Below are 21,918 nucleotides of genomic sequence, written 5' to 3' on the forward strand. Positions count from 1 at the left end.
CTGAAGGAGCAACCATAATGGTCGACTATCGCTATCTCGGACGCAGCGCGCTGAAAGTTTCACCGCTGAGCCTCGGCACGATGATGTTCGGAGGCCCGACGCCGGATGACGTGGCCTTCCGCATCATCGACAAGGCTCGCGAACAGGGCATCAATTTCATCGACACCGCCGATGTCTATCACGACGGCAAGTCGGAAGAGGTCGTGGGCCGCGGCATCAAGGCCACGCGCGATCACTGGGTTCTGGCCACGAAATTCGTCAACTCCCATACCAAGGGCCCGAACCTTGGCGGCCATTCGCGCAAATGGGTGATCGAAACGGTCGAAAATTCGCTGCGCCGCCTCAACACCGATTACATTGACATCCTCTATTTCCACCGCGCCGTGTTCGATGCGCCGCTGGAAGAGCCGGTGCGCGCCATTGCCGACCTCATCCGCGCCGGCAAGCTGCGCTATTTCGGCGTGTCGAATTTCCGCGGCTGGCGCATAGCCGAAATTTCGCATCTGGCCGACCAGCTCGGCATCGACCGGCCGGTTGCCAGCCAGCCGCTCTACAACATCGTCAACCGTACGGCCGAAGCCGAGCAGTTGCCGGCGGCCAATCATTACGGCCTTGGCGTGGTGTCCTATTCGCCGCTCGCCCGCGGCGTGCTGACCGGCAAATACCAGCCTGGCGAACAGCCCGGCGCCGATACCCGCGTTGGCCGTGGCGACAAGCGCGTTTTGGAAACGGAATGGCGTCCGGAATCGGTCGAGATCGCCCAAAAGGTCGCGGCCCATGCCGCTTCGAAAGGTGTTTCAGCGGCGGATTTTGCGCTCGCCTGGGTGCTGAACAACAAGTTCGTCACCGCCGCCATCACTGGCCCGCGCACCGAAGAGCATTGGGACGGATATATTCGCGCACTCGATGTGAAGATCGATGCGGAAGATGAAGCGCTGGTCGACAGCCTCGTTACCACCGGCCATCCCTCCACACCCGGTTTCAACGATCCGAGCCACCCCGTCGAAGGCCGTGTGCCGCGCAATCTTGAAGCGGCGCACCGCCCGGCGCTCAAGCCGCGCGCGGTCGCCTGATCGTCCAGAAGACCATGCCTGCGGCGCGCTGTGCCGCAGGCCCTCACATCCGCTCAGGGAAAACCGCAATGTCCACTCCGAAACTGCAGACAACCACCACCGACAATTCCGGCGTACCGAGCCGTGACGAGATTCTGGCCCGGGCAAAGGACATTGCGGCTATCGCAGCAAAGGATGCCGCCCGCCGCGAACGCCAGCGGGAACTTCCTTACGATATCTTCGCCCTCATCAAGGAGGCGAAGATCGGTACATTGCGTATTCCCGAAGCCAAGGGCGGACCGGGCGGCTCGATTGCGGACTATATCGAGGTGCTGATGATCCTCGGCGAAGCCGACAGTAATATTCCGCACGCGCTTCGCAGCCATTTCAATTTTACCGAAAACCTCGCTCTCGCCCCCATCGAGCTGGAAGACCGGCGCCATCTCGAACATGTGCTCGCCGGCAAGCTTTTCGCCGGTGCCAGCACCGAACAGGGCACCAAGCGCCCCGGCGAAATCACCACACGGCTCAGCGCCGATGGCGACCGTTACCGGCTGAACGGTCGCAAATGGTATGCAACCGGCACCGCCTTTGCCGATTTTGGCACTTTCAGCGCTATCGGCGATGACGAGCAACCGATCGGCGTGCTTATTCCGCTTGATCGCCAGGGTATCACCATCCTCGATGACTGGGACAGCATGGGCCAGCGTATGACGGCGAGCGGCGGTGTTCTGCTCGAGAATGTCGAGGTTCTGCCGCATGAATTGACGACCCGTAAGCTCGGCAGCCAGATTGGCCGGCACAGTTCGGCTATGCGGCAGCTGCACCTTGCCGCCTCGGCCGCCGGCGCCGTTCAGGGCGCGCTGAATGACGGTGTCGAGTATGTTTTGCGCCAGGCGCGCACCACGCTTCACAGCAGTGCCGAAACCGCCAATCAGGACCCCTTCGTGCAGAAGATGCTCGGCGAAATCAGCGCCGGCGGCTTCGCGGTGAAAACCCTTATCCGCGAAGCAGCCCGAACGCTCGACCGTACCGCGGCCGCCTTCGCCACCGGCGATGAAGAGGCGATCGAGGCGGCCTTGCTGGAAGGCTCGCTCGCCACTGCCCGCACCCAGATCATTGCCTCGCAGCTGTCGCTGACCGTTGCCACCAACCTTTATGAACTGGGGGGCGGCTCGGCGACATCCAGCGACCGGAATTTCGACCGTCACTGGCGCAATATCCGCACCGTCTACAATCACAATCCGCTTGCCCACAAAGCGCGGGTGATCGGTGATTATTATCTCAACGGCACGACGACACATCTCAGGGAAGGCCGGGTGTTCTGACTGTGCGGACGATGCAGCCGACAAAGGAGAAGCAGCAATGAGAACGGAGTTTGTCGCTCCCGCCGGGGGCCGGACAGCTTTTCGCCTGCCCACGCTTTCCCGGCTGCCGCCGTTGACGGCCCTGCGCGCCTTTGTCGTGGCTGCGCGCCACGCCAGCTTCTCACGCGCCGCGGAGGAGCTGCATGTTTCGACCGCTGCCATCGGCCAGCAGGTTCGCATTCTCGAAACCCATCTCGGCCAGCCGCTTTTTAGCCGCCAGCGCGGTGAATTGGTGCTGACCGATGCCGGCAGCGCACTTTATCCCGGTCTGGCGGACGCTTTCGAGACCATGATCGGCAGTCTTTCCGACCTGATGGTTTCGAATGCACGGCCGCAGTTGAAAGTTCTGGCGGAAGGTTGCTTTGCCGCCCGCTGGCTTGCGCCGCGGCTGGGCAGCATCGTTCCGGCACTCGGAGACGTCGAGCTTTCGATCGAATCCATCGAGGGCGATACCGTCGATCTCACCCATTTTGATGCCGATTGCGCCATCGTCGCCACCGCCGCCCAAATTCCCGGCTTCATTCATGAACCGCTATTTCCCGACACCGTCAGCGCCGTCTGCACCCCGGAATTTGCAGCCCGCCATGGCCTTGCAGGCGAACCGGAGCGGTTGCGTGATATCGGCTTTGCGCTGCTGCGTGGTAATGGCCTTGACCCGGCATTTGAGTGGGCGAACTGGCTTCGCGCCTGCCGCATTCCGCTCAGGCTTTCCGCAACGGGTCCGCGTTTTTCACGCCAGACCGCGCTGATAGAAGCGATCTCATCCGGGCACGGCATAGGCCTGGTGCGTCATTCGCTGATTTCGGAAGAACTGAAAAGCGGCCGCCTGATCGCTCCTTTTGGTTCGCCGCAGCCGACCGCCAGCCGCTATCACCTCCTGACCAGTCCTGACAGACGGCGGCTACCAGAGGTCGCATCTCTACTCGCTCTGTTGCGCGAGGATATGCGCGCTCTTGAGGCCGCCGCCTGAACACGCCCGTCCCACCTCAGGCGCGTTCCTTTTGCGGCTCTCTCGCCACGTAAATATTGTCAGGTCGTGGCAGGCCGTAGTGATCACGCAACGTGTCGCCCTCATAATCCTCACGGAAGAGGCCTCGTTGTTTGAGGATCGGCACCACCTCGTCCACGAAGAGATCAAACCCGCCATTCAGCCATGGCGGCATGATATTGAATCCGTCGGCAGCACCCTCGCGAAACCAGGTCTCTATCCAATCCGCCACCTGTTCCGGTGTGCCTGATATGACCTTGTGACCACGCCCGCCGGCAAGCCGGTGAAGCAATTGCCGGATCGTCGGGTTTTCCCGGTCAATGACGTCGAGAACCAGCTGATGGCGGCTGCTGTTCGCCTGCGCGCGTGTCGCTTCCACGGCCTCCTGCGGCAGCGGTCGGTCGAGATCGGCCGATGACAGGTCTATGCCGGTAATGCGCTGCAATTGCCCAAGCGAAAATGCCGGCTGGATGAGATCGTTGAAAGAGGCCTCAAGGTTTCGTGCCTCGTCTTCGGTTGATGCAATGAAGGGGCTGATGCCGGGTAAGATTTTCACATGGGCGGGATTGCGCCCCGTGGCCGCGACACGCCGCTTGATGTCGGAATAAAAAGACCGCGCACTCTCCAGAGTCTGATGCGCGGTAAAGATTGCCTCAGCATAATGGGCGGCAAAACCGCGCCCTTCTTCCGAGGAGCCTGCCTGAACATAGACTGGCCGTCCCTGCGGTGAGCGCGGCACATTCAGTGCGCCCCGCACCCGATAAAATTCGCCATCGTGATTGGCGGGATGGATGCGATCTGTTTCGGCAAACAGTCCGCTTTCCTTGTCCGCGACGATGGCATCATCCTCCCAGCTGTCCCAGAGCTTCGTCACCACATCGACGAACTCGATGGCCTGACGGTAACGATCGGCATGCGGCGGGTGCTTCTGGAGGTTGAAGTTGCCGGCCGCTGCATCCGCCGAAGTCGTCACGATGTTCCAGCCCACACGGCCGCCGCTGATATGATCAACAGAGGCAAACAGCCGGGCGAGATTATAGGGCTCATAATAGGTGGTCGACGCCGTGGCGATGAAGCCGATCTTTTCGGTGACGGCGGCGAGCGCCGCCAGCATGGTGATAGGCTCCAGCCGGTGGCGGGCGGCATAGCGGATATTGGCATCCAGTACCGGCGCATCGGCAAAGAAGATCGCATCCAGCTTCGCCGCCTCGGCCTTGCGGGCGATATCCTGATAAAGCCTGATATCGGTGACGCGGTGCGGCTCCGAATCCGGATGCCGCCAGGCCGCTTCGTGATGTCCGCCCGGATAGATGAAGGCGTTGAGAACCAGCTTTTCGGATTTTCTGCTCATGGAAATGACCTCACTGCTCTAAGAACCAACTGCGGCGGCTCACGCCTCCTTCGTCAGCCATGCCCTGGCCAGATTGCCGCCGAGACCTTCGGCCCCCGTCGCATAATCCTTGATGCGCACGCTGCCGACGACCGGCTGGATGGGTGCGACGAGATTGATGACGGGAAGATCTTTCGCGACAACGGCCTGAAATTCCTTGAAGAAGGCAGCGCGTTTCTCGATGTCAGGCTCCACGGCCGCCGCTTCCAGCAGCCGGTCCACCTCCGGATTGGCGTAGTGGCTGGCATTTGAGAATGGCAGGCCGATCTTGAAGTTCTTGCTCCAGTAGACGCGCTGGACGCCGGCCGTCGGATCGAAAGTGTTGGACAGGGATTCCACCGAAAGGTCCCAGGCGCGGTCAGTGTAGACCACCTTCACATAGGTGCCGAAATCGAATTTCTGGATATCGGCCTCAATCCCGATCTTCGACAGCGCCTGCGCGATGAAATCCGAATAGGTCTGCGGATTGAACGGGTTGGTGGTGACCCGGAGCTTGAAACGCTTGCCGCCATCCTTGCGCGGGAAACCGGCCTCATCCAGCAATTTTTCCGCCTGCGCGACGTCGAACTTGGCAAAACCGATATCGGGATTGTGGAACTTTGCAAGACCGGGGCTGATCGGCGTCGGCGATGGCACGGCGTAACCGTAAAGCACGGTATCGATGAGCGCCGGAACATCGATGGCGTGGGCAATGGCCTGCCTGACCTTCAGTTCCTTCAGATATTCGTTCTCAAGATTGATGACCAGCTGGTTCTGCTGGCCGGCATAGGCATAGATGCGGTCATCCACCTTCAACGTCGGGATTGCTTTCAGCCGCTCCAGATCGGCGAGCGCCACGGGGTTGGGGCCAATATCCCCTTCCCCGGTTTCCAGCGCCGCCGCGCGGGCGCCCGCATCGTTGATGAGGCGAATGATGACGCGCTCCAGATAGGGGCGCGGCGCATCCCAGTAGTCGGCATTTTTCTCCAGCAGGATATGGCTGCCGGGCACCCATTCCTTGAGCACGAAGGGGCCGCTGCCGATGATCTGGGCAGGCTTGGGATTGTCGGTCGGTTTGAAGGTTTCGAAGATGTGCTTCGGCACGATTGGCGATTCAGACGACGCGAGCGCGGTGATCAGGCCCGGTGCCGGCTTGGAGAGCTTCACCTTTGCGACCAGCGGATCGGAAGTATCGACGCTCTCGACATTCGCAAACGTCGCCCGACCGCGCGGATGGGCCTCTTTCAGCCGCAGGATGGAAAATTCCACATCCGCCGATGTAACCGGTTTGCCATCATGGAATTTGGCCTTCGGCTGGAGGTGGAAAACATATTCCAGTCCGTCCGCCGATACGCTCCATTCCCTGGCGAGGCTCGGCTTCGGCGACAGCTCATAGTCATAGGTCAGAAGCCCATCATAAATCTTCGAACCGATGAACTGGGGTCCGCCCGCACTGGTATTGATGGCCACGAGCTGGGTCGGCTCAGGAAAATAAACAATCTTGAGCGTGCCGCCCGAAACCGGCTCTTCGGCCGCGGCGAAAGAACCGCCCGGGAGCGCCACGAATGCGCCGGCAGCAAGTGCGATCTTATGAAACTGGCGTCTGGAAATGGTCATGTCTGTCTCCGAAAAATCCGATATGCGGGGTGCGGCAACTCAATGCAGCTGCGGAAACCCGTGGCGCTCGGCGAGGATTTGCAAAATGCGTTTGGTATCCTGAATGAAATGCGTCTCGCCCTTGACCGTGACGTCGGCAGGCGCGTCGCCGGCGAAGATCAACAGCGGCAGCGACTGATTTTCCTCCCCCACGGCGGCGATAACCGCCTCACGTGGGCGCTGGAACCCGACGCGTTGGACGTCGATCCCAGCGGCAAGGTCAGGAAACGCGGCGAGCAGACCCTCGATCTGGTTACAATGCGGGCAGACGAACCGGACACCGGGGTGCTTGGGGTCCTCGAAACCGGGAGCGATCAAAAAAAGCGTATCCTTGGCCATGGCATCCATCATGTGAGGGTGAGATTTCCAGCTCACAGTGCAGGCGGCCATAGCGCGGGTCCAGAAAGCAATTCTTGCTTGGAAACGAAGAAAAGCTTTGCGCTAAATTATTGATGAAATTGATTTTTTCGAAATTTTTGTGGATGGCATCGCTGTTTCACCCGATCTGTCTCATGCGCAAAGTTTTTCCCTGAAACAGGCTTGCCGCGCGAAGGTGCAAACAGGATGGAGGGTGGGTTTCGGCAATAAAAAACCCGGCAGAATTGCCGGGTTCTGGTGAGATGCTGTTGGCGTAAAACCTCTCCTTCGTCATGCTCCGGCCTGTCCCGAGCATCTGCGATCTACAAGGCGTAGAATGCCTTGGGAGATCCTCGGTGCAAGACCGAGGATGACGTTGAATGCGGAGAAAAGTTCGTCATAACTTCGCGCCGCAGGGTGATCGGATTTCTGTCCTCACTCGCTTTTCCAGGCCGTCGCCAGATCGCCATAGGCAATGTCGATGGTCGTCACAAGCGATTTCAGGCTGGTGTTGCGTAGAATGACGGTCGGCAAAGCAACGATCGAGAAATTCGGCAGGTCATCGCCGACGACTTTCTGGATCTCATGGAACTGCCCGGCCCGCTTCGTTTCATCAACCTCGATGGCGGCCGCCCGGAAAAGATTGTCCACCGTGGGATTGTTATAGTGGGCGGCGTTGACATAAGGCGCGGGGTTCTTGATGCCATCGGACCAGTAAAGACGCTGCACGCCCGCTGTCGGATCGAACAACCGGCTGATGCCGTTCACCGTCAGGTCGAAACCGCGCTCGGTATAAACGCGCTTGATAAAGGTGGCGAGATCGCCTTCGACGATATCCACCTTCACGCCGAGTTTGCCGAAGGATGAGCGGAGATATTCGGACGTTTTACGGAAGACGTCGGACGGCAGAAAGGCGAGCCGCAGCGAAAAGCGGGTGCCATCCGCGCCCTTCGGGTAGCCGGCCTTGTCCAGCAACTCATTCGCCTTGGCGAGATCGAAGGGATAGGTGAAAGGCTTTTCGTCGTTATAGGCGGTGAAGACTGCCGGGATGTTGGAACCGGCAGGTTTCGCCGTCCCGAAGAAGATGGCGTCATTGATGAAATCGCGGTCGATGGCGTGGGCCAACGCGTGACGCACCTCCTTCTTCGCCAGAATTGGGTTCTCCAGATTGAACTCGAACACGGCCGCATTGTTGAGATAAGCGTCGGTATAGACCTCCACAGCCAGTTTCGGATTTTGCCGCAGGCGCTCAAGATCGCTGTAGGAGACATCGGCGGTGTAATCCGCCTCACCCGTCTCCACGGAAATGGTGGTGGAAGCCGCATCGGCGACGAACCGTGCCACGAAACCATCAAGGTAGGGCAGATCGGCCTGCCAGTAATCCGGGTTCTTCTTCAGCTTCACATAGCTGCCGCGTTTCCATTCCTCGAACACGAAGGGGCCTGTGCCAATTGGCGCATTGCCGTTCGGGCTTTCATTGTAGTTTTCCGAAGCATAGGCATGGGCCGGCAATATGGGCGTCTCGCCGCCCGTCAGCGCGCGCAGAAGATAAGGCGCGGGTTTGGAAAGCACCACCACGGCCGTCAGCGGATCAGGCGTTTCGATATCGGCAACATTGGCGAAGGTGATGCGCCCCCGTGGCCCGACCTTCTTGAAGGCAAGCAACGAAAATTTGACGTCCTGCGACGTGAAATCCTTGCCATCATGCCATTTGACACCCTTGCGCAATTTGAAAGTATAGCGCAGCCCGTCGGCCGATGTTTCCCAGCTTTCGGCCAGAACCGGATGCGGTTTGAACTCGCTGTCGAACCGCACCAGACCCTCGAGGATTTTCGTGGAAATGGCGCGGGTGCGCGTATTGGAATCGGAAAGCGGCACTAGCGTCGTTGGCTCGCCCAGACCTGCAAAAGTGACGATCCCGCCCTTTTTCGGCGTTTCCGCCGCCAGCGTCGGCAGGGATGGCAGCAATGTGGCTCCGGCCAGGGCGGCACTCAGAAGCAATGTCTTACGTCTTGTAATATCCATGGATGTTTCCTCTTACAGACTTGTTTTTTAAATTTCAGGCAGGTTTCAGCCGGGTTTCCACCAGACGCGCGAACAGGGTCGCCCCGACGGGCAGGATGTCGTCGTCAACGATGAAACCGGGATTGTGGGCAGGTACCGTGCCGGAATGGCCAAGGGTGAAAAACGCACCCGGTGCGTGTTTCAAAAGATCGGCGAAATCCTCGCTGCCCATGAAGCGGCCGGGCTCGGTGGAAACGCGCTCGTCTCCCAGAACCTCGCGCGCCACGCCGGCAACGATTTCCACTGACACGTCATCATTGGTGAGGACCGAGAATATGTCGCGAATATCCACCTCAGCAGTCAGGCCATAGGCAGCAGCGATGTGATCCGAGATGGTGCGGATGCGGCCCCTTATGGTTTCGCGCACGCTGTCGGAGAAGGCTCGCACTGTTCCGGCAATCGCGGCCGTTTCGGGAATGACGTTATAGGCTGATCCAGCCTCGATGCGCGTAATCGACAGCACGGCGGGATCGGTCGGCGATACGTTGCGGCTGACAATGGTCTGCAGCGCCTGGATCAGCTCACCCGTCGCCGGCACGGGGTCACGGGAGACATCGGGATGCGCGGCGTGAGCACCCCGGCCCTTCAGGCGGATGTCAAAGAAATCCGCACCAGCCAGAATGGTGCCCGGCGAAACCTTGAGGTGATTGGGCGCGGCATGGGTGGAATTGTGCAGCCCGTAAATCTCGTCGACGGGAAAATCCTTAAACAGCCCATCGGCAATCATGGCGCGCGCGCCGCCCAGTCCCTCTTCGGCAGGCTGGAAAATGAACACCACCGTGCCGGCGAAATCGCGGGTTTCCGCCAGATAACGGGCGGTGCCGAGCAGGATGGTGGTGTGCACATCATGCCCGCAGCCATGGAACTTTCCGGGGTAGACGGATGCATAGGGCAGTCCGGTTTCTTCGGGCATCGGCAGGGCATCCATATCGGCCCGGAGCCCGATGGAGCGATTGCCCGAATGACGGCCGCGCAGCACGCCAACCACGCCGGTCTTGCCATAACCGCGATGAACCTCGATGCCCCAGGAAGCAAGCTTTTCAGCGACGATGCCTGACGTGCGCACCTCCTCGAAGCCGATTTCGGGATGCTGGTGCAGGTCGTGGCGGATGGAGACGAGCTCGGGAACAAACGTCCCGATCCGGTCGATGATTTTAGGGGCGGGTGTTTTAACGGGATCGACGGCGATATTCACGGTATCTCCTCAGGACAAAAAATATCGTTTTCGCAATCGGACGATTGCGAAGGATTGGCTTCGGATAGGAAAATCAGGGCTGGAAAGGCGTCAGAGCCTCAGGCCCGCCTCCTTCATCAAGGGCAGAATACGCTCGGCGAAATAATCGAGGTCTTCGCGGAAATCGTAGAAATTCAGCTGAACGCCATCGATCCCCGCCTTCTTCAGGCCGACAAGCTGCTCGACCACCTGTTCCGGCGAGCCGATGATTTCGATATTGCCACCGAGATTGCGGCCCTGCTTGTGGCGTGCATCACCGCGTCCGCGCCAGGCATGGGCGTCGCTGTCGTAATTGTTGGTGGCGAAAGCACGCGTGCCGGGCTGCGGCTTTCCGGCCTCGATGGCATCGGCATAGGCGATCGCCTCCTTCTCCGTATCGCGACTGACAATGATCGGATTGATGATCGTCTTCACCTGCCGGCCATAGGCTTTGGCGCGGTTCTTGATGGTGGCGACATGATCGGGAAGCGTTTCGAGCGCACTGTCTATATGCGCACCGCCTGGCGAAGTGACGAAAACCAGATCGGAATGACGGGCGGCGAAATCGATACCGGCGGGAGAACCCGTCGCTGTGACCAGCGGCGGGCGGCCGAAGGCGGGCTTTGGCGTGATCCAGCCATTGTTGATCGCCCACGGGTTGAGCTTGCCTTCATAAGAGAAGTTTTCGGTTTCTCCCCAAAGGCGGTGGAGCACATCGAACAATTCCCCCGCCATGTCATAACGCTTGTCATGATCGATCCGCTGCCAGCCGAACATTTCATGTTCGATGGCACGGTGGCCGGTGACGATGTTGATGCCCCAGCGCCCTTGGGCGATATGATCCAGCGTCGCGCCATATTTGGCGAGATGCAGCGGATGCAGGGGCCCGTAAAGAACGTGGATGGTGGAGATCAGCAAAATGCTCTTCGTCACCGCCGCCATCGCGCCAAGCGCAATGAAACTGTCAAGCGAGGATTCACCGTCATAACCACCCTTCGGCAGCCATTGCGTGCGACTGAAGGCGATTTCGAAACCGAGCTCTTCGGCACGCTTCACCAGTTCGACATTGTAATCGAAGGTCCAGCTGTTGCTGGTCGGCAAGCTGGAGAAATTGATATCCTGCAGATTGAGGAACAGACCGAGCATCAGGGGCTGCTTGATGGCGCGACTGAGCGGGCTGTCGTCGAAATCAGCCGGGCCTTTCAGCTCAAGACCTTTGAGCTCAGAATCTTCGGGTAACGGAACAGTCAGCGCCATGTCTTTTCTCCCTCGGAATGATCGCCCTGTGGGGCAGTCGCCAGCCGCGCGCGCAGATAATCTTCGACACTGCGGGGCTGGCGGCCGGTGATATGGTAGATGGCGTCGGTGATGGATGCGGCGAAACCTTCGCGGATGAGTTCTCCGAATTCACCGATCGCCGTCTGTTCGAAAGCGCCGATATGCGGCGGAAAGACGGGGGCAGCATGGTGCGAAACGCCAACGGGCCGATGCAGGATACGGGCCGCAATGCGGGCAATTTCCAGCGCCGTCAGCGCTTCGCGTCCGGTCAGCACCAATGGGCCGACGAGCGGTGCGCCTGAAGCCAGAGCCTGTACAGCGACATCGGCAATATCGTCGGCATCGATGAAGGAGACCGCCGCATCGCCGAAACGGGCCGGCACGTCCTCGCCTTTGCGAAGCGCGGCGACAACAGGCTCCAGCGCAACCTGCATCCAGGCGTTCGGCCGCAACACCGTATGGGCGATGCCGCTTGCCGCCAGATATTGTTCCACCTCGCCATGCGCCGCTCCCGAAATCGAGCGTGCAGCATTTCCAATAGTCCAGTCGGAACCGGATATTTTCACGATCCGCGATATACCGGCGGAGAGAGCGGCATCGATGACCCTCTTCTGGTCTGCCGCCAGCGTCTCCCCGATGGGCGAAAGCAGAAACACCCTGTCGGTCCCCCGCGCCGCCGCCTTCAGGCTGGCCCGATCGGAAAAATTACCCTCCGCAATCTCGACCCTGTCGCCCCACAGCTTTTGCGCGTCTTCGCGCCGGCGGGTCAGGAGCCGAACCTCCGCCTGACGTTGCAAAAGACGGCTGACGACCCTTTGCCCGAGCTTGCCCGTTGCACCCGTTACAAGAATGATGGCTGCCATGACGTTATCATCTCCCAACAATATGGTGCGCGGTATCCTGCGGTGCAGAAAGGGCGCGTGGATCGGCCCAGTCCTGCACATCGAAATCTTCGGGAATGAATTTCCATTGCAGCAGGAAATCCTTGAAGTGACTGAGCGCATCCAGCTCGGCCGGATCGAGATCGAGTCTCAGATTGCGATATACGTCCGGGCCATTCGCAGCGAGAACCGCCTCCTCGCTGACGCCGATCTCGCGAGCGATGAAACGCACGGCCTCCCCCGGATTGTCATTTGCCCAATCCGCAACGCGCTGAACCGTGGCCACCAGTTCCGCTACCAGATCTGGACGCTCATCGGCAAAAGTGGCGTCCACGGTCAGGGGACGCGGCGTACCGTTATTGATGCGGATCTTCGGATCAGGGTGAAAACCCGTCGATACCACGACCTGCGCGGCGATGAGATTGGCGACAGTGACGCCTTCCGCGCCCTTGACGAAAAATGCATCGATTTGGCCCCGGTGTAATGCTGCGATTTCCTCGCCATAGGGAAGCCGCCGGCGCAGACCGTGGAACCGTTCCTCCGTCGGGCCGAGCAGCACGGGTTCTTTGGCGGCAAGCTCGACAAGCTCGACATCTGCGATGGAAAGCCCCGAGACCGTCAATGCCGACACGATGCCCTTGAGCGAGGTGGCGCGCTGGAAATCGATGATCTCGTCCGGGCGCTTCGGCAGACCGATGCGCCGCCCCTGCAGGTCGCTTCCCTTGCTTATGCCACTTGCGGGCAAGGCAATGACGGCCTGGAACTCGTCGGTTCTTGTCAGCCCCACCAGCCGTGTTTTCCGGCCACCGGATTTCGCCCAGATCGGTGGGATGTTGCCGCCCTGACGGAACGACCAGTCCAGCCGATGATCAAAATGACTCTGGCGAATGGCCGGATCGGCCGCATCGCGAATGGAGGAAACGGAGATGCCGTGGTTGGCAAAACTCTGCTCAATCCAGCCCAGTTGCGTTGCGATGGAAAGCGGCGTGGGCGCCGGGCAGCGTGTATACCACACCGTTACGGGTTGGGTTCCCTGGCGAAGAGCGGCGTTGGCCATGGCGTTCGTCCTCGAAATTGCGATCTGGACGGCACGCTACACGCCATAAAACATTTTCTATAGATAAAGTGTACTATTTCAAACGCGATTGAGGAAATTCGTTTCCATCTTACCAGCTCATGCGCCGCATGGCGGAATATCCTTTCGATAAAAGCAGGATTTCGCTGGGATTTTTGTCGGGCATCGATCAGATCGACCACGCGCGGGTGAAACTGGAGACGAAAGTTTTTCTTCTCCACACAGCAAGGATTTTTAACTCGCGACCGGCCCCCCGGCTGTTACGCTTCCCGCAATTGCGCGGCCATACAGGCCGATAATCCAACAGACCCGAAAGAAAAAGTGGCAGCATGAGCAAGACCAAACGCCGGCTCAATCTCAACGTCGGCATCAACACGACAGGATATCTCGCCAATGCCTGGAAATATCGGAGCGGAGACCGGCACGATATAAACGATATCGGATATTACCGACGACTGACGGAACTGGCGCATAAGGGCCGGTTCGACGCCGTTTTCCTTTCCGACCACCCGGCACTGCTGACCGACCCGGCAAGCCGGCCGTTCCACACCATTGATCCGCTCATCCTCTCGACATCGCTTGCCGCACAGGTGCCGGATATCGGCTTTGTGGCAACCGTGTCCTCCACCTACAATTCGCCCTATAATTTCGCCAGACGAACTCAATCCATCGATCTCGTCACCGGCGGTCGGCTGATCGTCAATATCGTTTCTTCCTTTAATCCCAATGTTGCCGCCAATTTTGGCAATGACCCGCTGCCGCCGCGCAGCGAACGTTATGGCAAGGCTACCGAATTTCTGGATGTCGCAAAAAAGCTCTGGTCTAGCTGGGACCCCCGCCGCGAGAGCGACGTGCCGGAGAACCGCTTCTGGGATGCGGCGACAGCCGAAACCATCGATCATGAGGGGCAATATTTCCATGTCAAAGGCCCCCTCAACGTTCCGCGCGGGCCGCAGGGGCATCCCGTTATCGCGCAGGCCGGCGCCTCTGAAGGCGGCATTGATCTCGCGGCACGCCATGGCGAGATCATCTATTGCAATATTCTGTCACGTCCCGCAGGGCAGGCCTTTGGCAAGAAGGTCCGCGACCGCGCCGTCTCCCTCGGGCGCGATCCCTCTGGCATCCGCATCGTTCCCGGCCTCGTCGTCATTCTCGGCGAAACCCGGCAGGAAGCCTTGCGTAAACACGAACTCTACAGCGGCGCCGGTTCGGAAGACGGTCTCCTGGCACGTTTCGCCAGAGAAAACGGCATAGAGCCTCGCGATTTCGACCCCGACGCAAAACTCGATGCCGAGCGTTTCATCCCCGACCAGAACCGGCAATGGGCGGTAGGCATGGGCCTTGGCCTTTCCGATCTTCTGACCCATGAAAAACTGACTGCCCGCGAGGCCGTACGCCGCTCGGAAGGACACCACCGGCTGCTGCTCGGCACGGCGGAAGAGGTAGCGGACGGCATTATCGAGCTCTGGCAGGATGGCACAGTGGACGGCTACACATTACAGCCGCCACGGGCGCCCGATGATATCGCTGAATTCGTCGAACACGTTGTTCCGGTACTGCAGGATCGCGGGGTTTACCCGCGCGAATATGAAGCCACGACGATCCGCGACCGCTATGGCCTGCCATACCCCGATTGAAGGACGGATGCGGCAATGTCGCTCAGTCGACCTCCCGCCGGCTTCCATTGAAAGTCGAATGGCGGGAGGTGACGACGTTATTGCCCCGTCGCCACTTTCAAAACCGGCCTTTCGCCGGAAAGCTGCGGCAGGACAGAGGCGAAATCCGCCACGATCTGGCGATAATCTTCCGGCTGGAATTCATAGGGAAGTTCGAGGCGGAATTCCGAGACAAACGGCAAAACGGGGTCGCTCGACAATCTTTCCAGAATCTCATGCGTCGTCCCGACGATATCCGGCAGGAAAAGCGTGCGGCGCGCCCCATGCGGCGAGGTCGTGCGCTTGTCCCGCTCGGCAACGAATTCCTGGTAACGGCGGCGCGTGGCGGGGCTTGCGCTATCGGTTGGCAGGATCACGCGGCCAAGAGCGACACGCGGTTCGCGCTCATGCGCCCATTCCTGCCGGAAGCGAGCAACGAGAGCCGCCTGAGCGGTCAGAAAATCATCGGTATTCTCGCCGCTGACAATATTGCCCGTCAGAAGATTGAACCCTGCCCTGCCAGCCCAGCGCGCAGAATTCTGCGATCCACCGCCATACCATAACCGGTCCGTCAGCCCCTTGGCGACTGGCCGAAGCCGCGGCACCTGCGCACCGGCCGCATTGCCCGCCTCCGTCTCGTTCGATAGCGGCTCCGATCGCAGCGCCCTCGCCAGCTTCTCAGCGCGCGCGTGGCTGTAGTCCGCTTCGACAACCGTATCAACATAGTCGGAAATAAGATGGGCGAAGGGCGGTGCGCCCACCGAAACCCCCACATTCAGCCGTCCGCGCGACAGGACATCCACGGTGGCCAGATCCTCCGCCAGCCTGAATGGGTTCTCGTAACCGAGTTGAATAACGGCGGTGCCTAATCCGATCCGTCTGGTTCGTTGCGAAGCCGCAGCGAGGAAAGTCGCCGCAGAGGAAACACCCCGCTCCAGATGGCGCTGGCGGACCCAGGCGCTATGATAACCCAGCGCCTCTCCTGCTTCGAAAAGCTGCAGGGTTTCTTCCAGCCCCTGTCCCGGATCATCGTCATGATAGTTGCCCGGGACAAGAAAGGCGAAATGGGAGATATGGGAAAGGGGCATGGGCGTGCATCCGGAAACGAGTTGAAACTCAGCAACGCAAACGCAGCCATCCTGGTTTGGAACGACCGCCCGATGCGACGCATGCTCACACAGCATGCATGATGACGGCGGCAACTGGCGCGGCATGTTCGTTTATAGTCCCGGCCATTGTTGAAAGATCATTGCGCGATTCAATAATACACTAAAATTGTGGACTATCCCTCCACACAGCCCGCCCTCACGCTTCCTCAGGTCTTTTTTTGGGATGAGGCAAATCCGCCAGTGGCTGTACCTCACCGTCGACCTGCGCACCGTCAAGCACAAATGACCTTGATTTCCCCCTCCAACATGTAATACAGATTATCATACATGTTGACAAATATTGCATACATGTATGACATTGCGGCGACCAACAACGCCGAGACACCTGCATGAGGGAGGAATTATGATCATTACCGACGTCGAGGTCCGTGTTTTCCGCACGACGACCCGTCGGCACTCGGACAGTGCCGGCCACGCGCATCCGGGTCCGGCGCATCAGGTGGAACAGGCCATGCTGACGATCCGGACAGAGGACGGCCACGAGGGCCATTCTTTCACCGCGCCAGAGATCGTTCGCCCGCATGTCATCGAAAAATTCGTCAAGAAAGTCCTGATCGGTGAGGACCATCGAGACCGCGAACGGCTGTGGCAGGACCTTGCCCACTGGCAGCGCGGTTCGGCCGCCCAACTGACTGACCGCACGCTGGCGGTGGTTGACTGCGCGCTATGGGACCTTGCCGGCCGCTCCCTCAATCAACCTGTATACAAGTTGATCGGCGGTTACCGCGACAAGGTGCTCGCCTATGGCTCCATCATGTGCGGTGACGAACTGGAAGGCGGGCTGGCGACACCGGACGACTACGGCCGCTTTGCCGAGACACTGGTGAAGCGCGGCTACAAGGGCATCAAGCTGCACACGTGGATGCCGCCCGTCAGCTGGGCGCCGGATGTGAAGATGGACCTCAAGGCCTGCGCGGCCGTGCGCGAGGCGGTCGGCCCCGATATCCGCCTGATGATTGACGCCTTCCACTGGTACTCCCGCACCGATGCGCTGGCGCTGGGCCGCGGCCTCGAAAAACTCGGTTTCGACTGGATCGAGGAGCCGATGGATGAACAGTCGCTGTCCTCCTACAGGTGGCTTTCCGACAATCTCGATATTCCGGTCGTCGGCCCGGAAAGTGCGGCCGGCAAACACTGGCACCGTGCCGAATGGATCAAGGCCGGCGCCTGCGACATTCTGCGCACCGGCGTCAACGATGTCGGGGGCATCACACCGGCGCTGAAGACGATGCATCTGGCCGAAGCCTTCGGTATGGAGTGCGAAGTGCATGGAAATACCGCCATGAACCTGCATGTGGTTGCCGCCACCAAGAATTGCCGCTGGTATGAGCGTGGCCTGCTACATCCCTTCCTCGAATATGATGACGGCCACGACTATCTGAAGTCTCTGTCCGATCCGATGGACCGGGATGGCTTTGTCCACGTTCCCGACCGGCCGGGCCTTGGCGAGGACATCGATTTTACATTCATCGACAACAACCGGGTGAGGTAACGGGCGATGAAAACGGTGCTCGCCTTTGGAGACAGCCTCACCTGGGGTGCGGACCCGGCAACGGGCCTCAGGCACCCCGCCGCATATCGCTGGCCGGAGGTTCTGGAAACCGAGCTTGCCGGCATGGCGAAAGTTTACCCCGAAGGTCTTGGCGGACGAACCACCTGCTACGACGACCACGCCGGTCCGGCCTGCCGCAACGGCGTGCGGGCGCTGGAAATAGCGCTCTCGTGCCATATGCCGCTTGACCTCGTCATAATCATGCTCGGCACCAATGACATCAAACCGGTGCATGGCGGACGCGCGGAAGCCGCCGTTTCCGGCATGCGCCGGTTAGCGCAGATCGTCGAGACCTTCATCTACAAGCCGCGAGAAGCGGTACCGAAACTGCTGATCGTTGCCCCACCGCCCTGCGTTGCAGGCCCGGGTGGAGAACCGGCGGGAGGGCGGGATGTCGGGCAATCGCTCAGGCTTGCGCCGCTTTACCAAAAACTCGCTACCGAACTCGGACATCACTTCTTCGACGCCGGTTCGGTCGCCAGTGCTTCGCCGATGGACGGCGTGCATCTGGACGCGCCGGCGACAGCGGCGATCGGCCGGGCCCTGGCCACACCAGTCAAAGATATTCTTGGTTGATCACACGCCGCCCGAGGAGGAACCGGGCACGTGGATCGAAACGTGGAAGGCCGTATGAAGCGGCCGTATTGGGAGGAAAGATGAAACATTTTCTTGCAACAGCAGCACTTGGCGCCCTGCTGATCGGCGCCATGCCGCTCAGCACTTTTGCCGAGACGCCAAAGGACCAGCTCATTGTCGCCACGACCATGAGCAATATCCTCACACTCGACCCCGCCGCCATCACCGGCCGCGAGACCGTGCAGGTTCTGAACAATATCTATGACACCCTGATCGTGCTTTCGCCTGAGGACCGCAGCGTCCAGCCGCGCCTTGCCGAACGCTGGGAAATAGCCGAAGACCGGAAGTCGATCCGTTTCCATCTGCGTGCCGATGCCAAGTTCGCTTCCGGCAATGCCGTGACGGCAAAGGATGTGGCATGGAGCCTCAAACGGCTGCTCGCCCGCAATCTGGCGCAATCATCCTTTCTGAAAACCCGCGGTTTCAAGCTCGAAGAGGCCGACAAGCTTTTCGTTGCCGAAAGCGATCAGATCTTCGTGCTGAATATCCCCAAGCCCGACGATCCCAATCTTCTGCTGATGATCCTTGCCCAGAACGGTCCCGGCTCGATCATCGACAGCCAGACCGCGCTTGAGAATGAGAAGGATGGCGATCTCGGCGGCGCATGGCTGACGCTGAATTCCGCCGGCTCCGGCCCCTTCAAGCTGACCCAGTGGAAATCCAACGAATACATCATCCTCACCCGCAACGACGATTATTGGGGTGAAAAGGCCAAGATGAAGCGTATCCTGATGCGCCATCTGCCGGAATCGCAGTCGCAGCGGCTCATGCTGGAAAAGGGCGATATCGACGTTGCCTATTCCCTGCAGGCTCCGGATCTGAAATCACTTGAGGCCGACAAGACCGTCACCATCGAATCCACACCGGGCTCCGGTTTCTATTACCTCAGCGTTTCGATGAAGGACGAGAAATTCGCGAACAAGAAGGTGCGCGAGGCCTTGCGTTACCTGATTGATTACGATGGTCTCGACAAGGCGGTCATGCCCTATTACGGCAAGCTGCATCAGCGCTCCCTCAGCACCGGCGTCATGGGTGCGCTGCCGGATCAGGGCTACAAGCTCGATATTGAAAAAGCCAAGGCGCTTCTGGCCGAGGCCGGTTATCCTGATGGGTTCAAGACAACGCTGCGCGTGCTTTCGGAAGACCCGTTCATGAAAGCCGCAACGGCGATCCAGAACACGCTCGCCCAGGCAGGCATTCAGGCCGAGCTGATCAGCGGCTCCGGCGACCAGATCTATGGTGCGATGCGCGAGCGCAACTTCGAATTGCTGCTCGGCCGCGGTGGCGGCGGCCAGCAGCCGCACCCGGACAACAACCTGCGCTCGATTGCCTACAACCCCAATAATGCCGATGACGCCAAGCTCACCAATTACCAGAGCTGGCGCACCAGCTTCTTCGACGAAAAGCTGAACAAGATGATCGAGGAAGCTCTTGTCGAGCGCGATGCGGCAAAACAGACAAAGCTTTATGAAGACCTGCAGGGTTATATGGATGAAATCGTCATGTCCATTCAGCCCTTCTCCGAAGTGGTCGACACCGCAGCCTTCCGCAGCGACGTCAAGGGCATGATCGTCAGCCCCTGGCTCTCGAGGTTTGAAGTGGTGAGCAAGGAGCGATAACCGGCCGCCATATCTGCGAGTAAGAAAAGGCGCGGCTAACCCCGCGCTTTTTTTGCTGCCGACGAGGCCTTACAAAGCCGAAATATTCCCCAAAAGTGAGGCATCCGCACTCCGTCACCCCGGACTAGATCCCGGGTCCAGCGCGATCAAGTCCTTGATCGCGCAAGACTCCTCTTACGGCGCAGACACGCCGTAGCTGGATGCCGGATCTAGTCCGGCATGACAGCGGAGAGGCTCCGTTTGTCAGCAGCCCGAGGCCCGATTACCACCGGTCTTTTCTATCTTCGGCCTGCCTCCCCCAAAAAAATGCCCGGCGGGGAGGCCGGGCAAGGAAGGAGGCTGTTATCATCCGTGGCGCCCCGGAGGAGGACGGTCACGTTCTTGGAGTCGTCACGCGCCTTCATATTCCAGCGAGGCACCGATCAGTTCGCGCGCATAAGGATGCGTTGCATCGTTGCCAGCAATGGCCTCGCGCGGCAGGATTTCGGTGATTTCGCCACGCAGCATCACGGCGAAGCGATCGCACATGTGATCGACCACGGCGAGATCATGGGTCACCATGATATAGGTGAAACCGCGCTCTTCTCGCAGCCGCTGCAAGAGGTTGAGGATTTCTGCCTGCACCGAGACATCGAGCGCCGAGGTCGGCTCATCGAGCAGCAGCAGCGACGGTTCCAGGATCAGCGCCCTCGCAATCGCCACGCGCTGCCGTTGGCCGCCGGAGAGTTGGTGCGGGAAACGGTCGAGGAAAGACACCGGCAGGCCGACATCAGTGATGACCTTGCGCATGCGCTCCTCGCGGTCGCCGAGCTTGTGGATCGCAAGCGATTCACCAAGCACGGTGCGTACCGACTGGCGGGGATGCAGAGAGCCATAGGGGTCCTGAAACACCATCTGCAGCATACGGCAGCGCTCGATCAGCGGCACGTCTCGCACCGATCTGCCGTCGATGAGGATGTCGCCTGTCCAGAAATCGTTGAGCATTGAGACGCAGCGCAACACGGTGGACTTGCCCGAACCGCTTTCACCGACCAGCCCGAAACATTCGCCGGGCTCGACACGGAACGACACCGAAGGCAGCACTTTCAGTGCAGTATTGCCGCTGCCGAAAGTGATGGAAAGATCGCGGGTTTCGACAGAAACGGCCATTATGCATTCTCCTCCAGCCATTCAGGGCGGCGGTCTAGCACCGCAAGCGGTGCGCGCGCACCGCCGATACGCGGCTGTGCCGCCAGAAGGCCGCGCGTATAGGGATGCTGCGCCTGATCGAGATCGCGGGCGGCCAGCGTTTCCACCACGCGGCCTGAATACATGATCAGCACCCGGTCGCAGAAATTGCGCACAAGGTTGAGATCGTGGCTGATCATGATGAGGCCGATGCCGCGATCGCGCACCAGACCGTCGAGAATGTTCAGCACCTGCAACCGCACCGTCACATCAAGCGCCGAAGTTGGTTCATCAGCGATAACGAGATCGGGATCGGCAAGCAGCATCATGGCGATCATCACGCGCTGACCCATGCCACCGGAGATTTCGTGCGGGTATTGCTCGTAGACACGTGAGGCATCGCGGATCTTCACCGCATCCAGCATCGCCAGCGCCTTTTCCCGTGCCTCGGCTTTTGATGCCCTGAAGTGGCGCAGATAGGTCTCCGTCACCTGATCGCCGACCCGACGGATGGGGTTGAGGGAGAATTTCGGATCCTGAAGGATCATCGACATGCGCCGGCCGCGAACCTTCAGCATCTCCTTCTCATCGAGGGAGAGAAGATCGAGCCCGTCGAAAGCCAGCCTGTCAGCGGTGATCGTTGCCGAAGGCAGGAGGCGCAACAGAGCGCGTCCGACTGTGGATTTTCCCGAACCGCTTTCACCGACAATGCCGAGCCGCTCCCGACCGAGCGTGAAGGAGATGCCGCGCACCGCCTCGGTGGGTGAGCCACCATAACGGATACGGAGATTTTCAACATCAAGGATTGGTTTTTCCATGT

At 59.8% G+C, this 21,918-nt stretch carries 18 protein-coding genes; 7 read left to right on the forward strand and 11 right to left on the reverse strand.

Annotated elements, in window-relative coordinates:
* Window positions 1-17: 17 nt before the first annotated feature.
* The 3 genes from QE453_RS01995 (at window position 18) to QE453_RS02005 (ending at window position 3,389) form a co-directional block, all read left to right on the forward strand.
* Window positions 18-1,073, forward strand: a complete 1,056-nt coding sequence (locus QE453_RS01995; protein WP_004445482.1) for an aldo/keto reductase — start codon at window positions 18-20, stop codon at window positions 1,071-1,073.
* Between the two features lie 68 nt (window positions 1,074-1,141).
* A complete protein-coding gene (locus QE453_RS02000; protein WP_309776271.1) occupies window positions 1,142-2,380 on the forward strand; it encodes an acyl-CoA dehydrogenase family protein in 1,239 nt (412 codons plus the stop codon).
* A gap of 37 nt (window positions 2,381-2,417) precedes the next feature.
* The gene (locus tag QE453_RS02005; protein ID WP_022562893.1) at window positions 2,418-3,389 is read left to right on the forward strand and encodes a LysR substrate-binding domain-containing protein; all 972 of its coding nucleotides are present in this window, start codon (window positions 2,418-2,420) and stop codon (window positions 3,387-3,389) included.
* A 16-nt stretch (window positions 3,390-3,405) separates the two neighbouring features.
* On the opposite strand, the gene QE453_RS02010 is transcribed toward QE453_RS02005, so the two are convergent.
* The 8 genes from QE453_RS02010 to QE453_RS02045 form a co-directional block, all read right to left on the reverse strand.
* On the reverse strand, window positions 3,406-4,758 hold the full coding sequence (locus QE453_RS02010; RefSeq protein WP_309776272.1) for an LLM class flavin-dependent oxidoreductase: 1,353 nt from the start codon (window positions 4,756-4,758) through the stop codon (window positions 3,406-3,408).
* Between the two features lie 39 nt (window positions 4,759-4,797).
* Entirely contained in the window at window positions 4,798-6,393 is a 1,596-nt protein-coding gene (locus QE453_RS02015) for an ABC transporter substrate-binding protein (protein ID WP_035206885.1), read from the reverse strand.
* A gap of 39 nt (window positions 6,394-6,432) precedes the next feature.
* Window positions 6,433-6,783, reverse strand: a complete 351-nt coding sequence (locus tag QE453_RS02020) for a DUF3088 domain-containing protein (protein ID WP_077985683.1) — start codon at window positions 6,781-6,783, stop codon at window positions 6,433-6,435.
* Window positions 6,784-7,224: 441 nt separating this feature from the next.
* Window positions 7,225-8,814, reverse strand: a complete 1,590-nt coding sequence (locus tag QE453_RS02025) for an ABC transporter substrate-binding protein (RefSeq protein WP_035206882.1) — start codon at window positions 8,812-8,814, stop codon at window positions 7,225-7,227.
* A 34-nt stretch (window positions 8,815-8,848) separates the two neighbouring features.
* Window positions 8,849-10,048 (reverse strand): M20 aminoacylase family protein, encoded by a 1,200-nt coding sequence (locus QE453_RS02030; protein WP_004445497.1) that lies wholly within the window; start codon window positions 10,046-10,048, stop codon window positions 8,849-8,851.
* 90 nt (window positions 10,049-10,138) lie between these two features.
* Window positions 10,139-11,323: an LLM class flavin-dependent oxidoreductase gene (locus QE453_RS02035; protein WP_309776273.1), complete on the reverse strand. Its 1,185-nt coding sequence runs from the start codon at window positions 11,321-11,323 to the stop codon at window positions 10,139-10,141.
* Window positions 11,314-12,207 (reverse strand): NmrA family NAD(P)-binding protein, encoded by an 894-nt coding sequence (locus QE453_RS02040; RefSeq protein WP_309776274.1) that lies wholly within the window; start codon window positions 12,205-12,207, stop codon window positions 11,314-11,316. Before QE453_RS02040 ends, QE453_RS02035 begins: the two co-directional genes overlap by 10 nt.
* A gap of 7 nt (window positions 12,208-12,214) precedes the next feature.
* Window positions 12,215-13,282 (reverse strand): ABC transporter substrate-binding protein, encoded by a 1,068-nt coding sequence (locus tag QE453_RS02045; protein WP_153775839.1) that lies wholly within the window; start codon window positions 13,280-13,282, stop codon window positions 12,215-12,217.
* A 347-nt stretch (window positions 13,283-13,629) separates the two neighbouring features.
* On the opposite strand from QE453_RS02045, the gene QE453_RS02050 reads away from it, so the two are divergent.
* Window positions 13,630-14,937 carry an NtaA/DmoA family FMN-dependent monooxygenase gene (locus QE453_RS02050; RefSeq protein WP_309776275.1) on the forward strand — a complete coding sequence of 436 codons (1,308 nt, stop codon included), beginning with the start codon at window positions 13,630-13,632 and terminating at the stop codon, window positions 14,935-14,937.
* Window positions 14,938-15,014: 77 nt separating this feature from the next.
* Here the strand turns inward: QE453_RS02050 and QE453_RS02055 are convergent, their stop codons facing one another.
* Entirely contained in the window at window positions 15,015-16,043 is a 1,029-nt protein-coding gene (locus QE453_RS02055; protein WP_309776276.1) for an LLM class flavin-dependent oxidoreductase, read from the reverse strand.
* Between the two features lie 424 nt (window positions 16,044-16,467).
* Here QE453_RS02055 and QE453_RS02060 point away from each other — a divergent pair, with 424 nt between their 5' ends.
* The 3 genes from QE453_RS02060 (at window position 16,468) to QE453_RS02070 (ending at window position 19,931) form a co-directional block, all read left to right on the forward strand.
* A complete protein-coding gene (locus tag QE453_RS02060; protein WP_112766184.1) occupies window positions 16,468-17,616 on the forward strand; it encodes a mandelate racemase family protein in 1,149 nt (382 codons plus the stop codon).
* Window positions 17,617-17,622: 6 nt separating this feature from the next.
* A complete protein-coding gene (locus tag QE453_RS02065) occupies window positions 17,623-18,252 on the forward strand; it encodes an SGNH/GDSL hydrolase family protein (protein WP_309776277.1) in 630 nt (209 codons plus the stop codon).
* A gap of 80 nt (window positions 18,253-18,332) precedes the next feature.
* The gene (locus QE453_RS02070; RefSeq protein WP_309776278.1) at window positions 18,333-19,931 is read left to right on the forward strand and encodes an ABC transporter substrate-binding protein; all 1,599 of its coding nucleotides are present in this window, start codon (window positions 18,333-18,335) and stop codon (window positions 19,929-19,931) included.
* A 390-nt stretch (window positions 19,932-20,321) separates the two neighbouring features.
* On the opposite strand, the gene QE453_RS02075 is transcribed toward QE453_RS02070, so the two are convergent.
* A complete protein-coding gene (locus tag QE453_RS02075; RefSeq protein WP_006698450.1) occupies window positions 20,322-21,080 on the reverse strand; it encodes an ABC transporter ATP-binding protein in 759 nt (252 codons plus the stop codon).
* Entirely contained in the window at window positions 21,080-21,916 is an 837-nt protein-coding gene (locus QE453_RS02080) for an ABC transporter ATP-binding protein (protein ID WP_060942273.1), read from the reverse strand. Before QE453_RS02080 ends, QE453_RS02075 begins: the two co-directional genes overlap by 1 nt.
* Window positions 21,917-21,918 lie beyond the last annotated feature (2 nt).

The sequence above is a fragment of the Agrobacterium sp. SORGH_AS_0440 genome (assembly GCF_031453135.1).
GTDB lineage: Bacteria > Pseudomonadota > Alphaproteobacteria > Rhizobiales > Rhizobiaceae > Agrobacterium > Agrobacterium pusense.